The following is a 3,501-nucleotide window of genomic DNA, read 5'->3' as shown; positions in this document are numbered from 1 at the left end:
TCACCGAAGACCGTCGGTCATCACCGTCCGCGCGAACCTTAACGGGGGAGAGCGGGCAGGAGATTGAAGGATCATCGTCATAGATGACGGCCCACGCAGGTAACACGATTAGACGTTCGGATCGGATTCCAGCCCTAGAAAGCCGGGGATCCTACGAATGCGCCTTGTGCTTCTTGCGTAAAACGCCGGAAACGCGAGGCGCTTTGTCGTTTATGTACAGTGTTGCCCTTCAACAATGATCGTCGGTGGACGTACTGCAAAAACGTACACCGTAAACATCAGGAAGGAGGCGAGAGTATGGCTAATCCGAAGAACACCGCTTCGCTGGAAGAGCTCAAGGCACGCTTCGAGCAGGCACAGTCCACTCTGTTGACCGAGTACCGTGGCCTGTCCGTGGCTGAGACCACCGAGCTGCGTCGCGCACTGGGTTCGGACGTTACCTACTCCGTCGCCAAGAACACCATGATCAAGCTGGCTGCACGCGAAGCCGGCATTGAGCTTGATGAGTCCCTGCTGACCGGTCCTACCGCAATCGCATTCGTAAACGGCGAGGCCGTGGACGCTGCGAAGGCTATGAAGGACTTCGGCAAGGATCACAAGAACTTCGTGATCAAGGGTGGCTACATGGACGGTGCCACGATTGATGCCGCTCAGGTTGAGGCAATCGCCGAGCTGGACAATCGCGAAACCACGCTGGCCAAGCTGGCCGGTGCCATGCAGGGTTCCTTGGCAAAGGCCGCAGGCCTGTTCAACGCACCAGCATCCCAGGTTGCACGCCTGGCCGCTGCACTGCAGGAGAAGAAGGAACAGTAAGTTCCCTCCGCTCATACATAAGACATAAAACACTTTGCCGGCCGGGCCGCCAACACTTTTCGGCTCACCGGCGCAACTACGAAAGGATGCCATCATGGCTAAGCTCACCAAGGACGAGCTCATCGAGGCTTTCAAGGAAATGACCCTCATCGAACTGTCTGAGTTCGTTAAGGAATTCGAAGAGGTCTTCGACGTCACCGCTGCTGCTCCGGTTGCTGCCGTTGCTGCTGCTCCGGGCGCTGAGGGCGGCGCTGCTGCTGAGGAGAAGGACGAGTTCGACGTCGTTCTGGAGGACGCAGGCGCTAAGAAGATCGGCGTTATTAAGGTTGTCCGCGAGGTCGTTTCCGGCCTGGGCCTGAAGGAGGCCAAGGAGCTGGTTGAGGGTGCTCCGAAGGCTATCCTGGAGGGCGCTTCCAAGGATGACGCTGAGGCTGCTAAGACCAAGCTGGAAGAGGCTGGCGCAAAGGTCTCCCTCAAGTAAGTCTGCCTTACTTACCGCGCTTCGGCCTAGTGCCGAATGTGCAGGCAAATCAAAGCCGCTGGGAATCACGTTCCGTGATTTCCGGCGGTTTTTTGTTGTCTTGCTACGCTTAAGTGACAAATATTGAATCGTGTGCCCAGTTCTCCGGGCGCGCGGGTAGCTAAAACTGATCTAATCGCAGATGGTGGCAGAGAAGTGACGAATAAAAAGGGCTCCGGCAAAGGCCTCTACATCCTGGGTGCGCTCGGTGCGCTGATTGGCGTAGCGCTGATCACTGTGGGCGTCATGCTCCCAAAGGTTGTATCGAACGACAAGGCCGTGCCTCTAGACCTGGCCGCGACAACGCTCACCCTGAACGATCCCGCGGCGGTTATCGGCCCGAACTACCAAGGGCTAGACGGTAAAGAGGACGTGACGGCGCCGGTCAACCGCCAGTTCAAGATCACGCTCGAGGAACCCGCCACCGATGAGGAAGCCAGTGCGCGCGTCGGCGTGACCACCGCTCGTACGGATGTGGAGGACGATCTGGAATCGCTGCTGGACGCACAGGTCTGGAGCTTTACCGTGGATCGTCGCACGGGCGAGGCGAAGGGTAATGCGAAGGTCTCGGACACGCCCGCTACCCCGGCCACCGACGGCGAGATCGCCGGTTACTGGGCCAAATTCCCGCAGGGTACTGAGCAGCGCTCTTATGACTATTTCGATATGACGCTACGTCGCGCGCTGCCTGCGGAGTTCACCGGCACTCGCAATGTCACCACCGCTGACGGGCGCGAGCACGAGCTGTACGTCTTCCGCCAAGAGATCCCGGCAACCTCCGTGGCCAAGGAGTACGCGGGAGTACGCAACACCATCACCGTTGAAGGGGAGGGCGGCAAGCCACAGCGCGCTCAGCTGTTCCACGAAGGCTGGCGCGAGCTGGCGGTAGAGCCGAAGTCCGGCCTGCTGGTGAGCGTGGAGGAGAACGTGAAGGACACGTACCGTGACGATTCCGGTAAGGACGTGCAGAACCTGCTGCAGTTCCACGGCAAGACCCCACAGCGGGTGACGCAGTCCATGCTGGATCAGGCTATGGAGGTCAGCGGACAGCGCCACACCGATAAATGGGGAGTTGCATTGATTGTCGCGGGTGTTATTGTGGCAGCAGCATCCGTGGTGTTGGTCCTGTGGCGACGTGCCAAGCGTAGGGCTGAGCGTCGAGCTGAGAGTCGGGCGGGGGAGCCTGAGAGTCAGGTGGAAGAAGCCTAGACATTCGCGCAGCCATGCTATAGGATGGTTCGTTGCGCTGGATTTGATTTGTTGAGCTATCGGCTACAACGAAACGACTACAAAGCTACGCAGAAGTGATGTGAAGACATTACGTATGAAGCAGACTTTGCCAAACGAGCCAAAAAGGCCATTTGACAAGGTCGTTTAGTCGTTTCTGCGTGGGGATAGTTTGGCAGGGAAAATCCAACTAAATCGACCATCACGAGACCGTACACACACAATCACGGCCGCGCACTACAGCTCCACCACGTAGTGCCCGACCAATGTTGTGCTGGAAGGACCCATCTTGGCAGTCTCCCGCCAGACCAGCTCAGTGGCCGGAATTCCCGGAGCTCCGCAGCGACACAGCTTTGCGAAGATCGACGCTCCGATTGAGGTTCCAGGCCTTCTTGACCTCCAACGAGAGTCCTTCGCTTGGCTCGTTGGCACGCCTGAGTGGCGTGCCCGCGCCCAAGCAGAGGCAGGGGAGGACGTCCGCATCATGAGCGGACTCGAGGAGATTCTCGAGGAGCTCTCTCCGATCGAGGACTACTCCGAGAACATGTCCCTCACCCTGTCCGAGCCACGCTTCGATGACGTGAAGTCCACCATCGACGAGGCGAAGGATAAGGACATCAACTACGCGGCACCGCTGTACGTGACCGCGGAATTCACCAACTCCATGTCTGGTGAGATCAAGTCCCAGACGGTCTTCATCGGTGACTTCCCGATGATGACCGACAAGGGCACGTTCATCATCAACGGCACGGAGCGTGTCGTTGTCTCCCAGCTCGTCCGTTCCCCGGGCGTGTACTTCGACGCCTCCATCGACGCCTCCACCGAGCGTCCCCTGCACTCCGTGAAGGTGATCCCTTCCCGCGGTGCATGGCTCGAGTTCGACGTGGACAAGCGCGACACCGTCGGCGTGCGCATCGACCGCAAGCGCCGCCAGCCGGTCA

At 59.0% G+C, this 3,501-nt stretch carries 3 protein-coding genes and 1 pseudogene; all 4 read left to right on the top strand.

The window, feature by feature from the left end; genetic code table 11:
• The first annotated feature begins 297 nt into the window (after positions 1-297).
• Positions 298-813, top strand: coding sequence for a 50S ribosomal protein L10 (gene rplJ, locus Q0331_RS03655; protein ID WP_005292022.1), 516 nt, complete (start codon positions 298-300; stop codon positions 811-813).
• A 94-nt stretch (positions 814-907) separates the two neighbouring features.
• Positions 908-1,294, top strand: coding sequence for a 50S ribosomal protein L7/L12 (rplL, locus tag Q0331_RS03650; RefSeq protein WP_298074970.1), 387 nt, complete (start codon positions 908-910; stop codon positions 1,292-1,294).
• Positions 1,295-1,489: 195 nt separating this feature from the next.
• Positions 1,490-2,542: a DUF3068 domain-containing protein gene (locus tag Q0331_RS03645; protein ID WP_298074968.1), complete on the top strand. Its 1,053-nt coding sequence runs from the start codon at positions 1,490-1,492 to the stop codon at positions 2,540-2,542.
• Between the two features lie 289 nt (positions 2,543-2,831).
• Positions 2,832-3,501: pseudogene (locus Q0331_RS03640) on the top strand (DNA-directed RNA polymerase subunit beta); the annotation flags it as partial.

The organism is uncultured Corynebacterium sp. (assembly GCF_937999985.1).
Classification (GTDB): Bacteria; Actinomycetota; Actinomycetes; order Mycobacteriales; family Mycobacteriaceae; genus Corynebacterium.
Note: the sequence above shows the minus strand (reverse complement) of the source record. Positions and strands in the feature narration are given on the sequence as shown.

What these genes read in the sequence shown, in the direction of transcription:
- rplL (WP_298074970.1), top strand. Translation starts at nt 908, where the DNA reads ATGGCTAAGCTCACCAAGGACGAGCTCATCGAGGCTTTCAAGGAAATG.
- rplJ (WP_005292022.1), top strand. Translation starts at nt 298, where the DNA reads ATGGCTAATCCGAAGAACACCGCTTCGCTGGAAGAGCTCAAGGCACGC.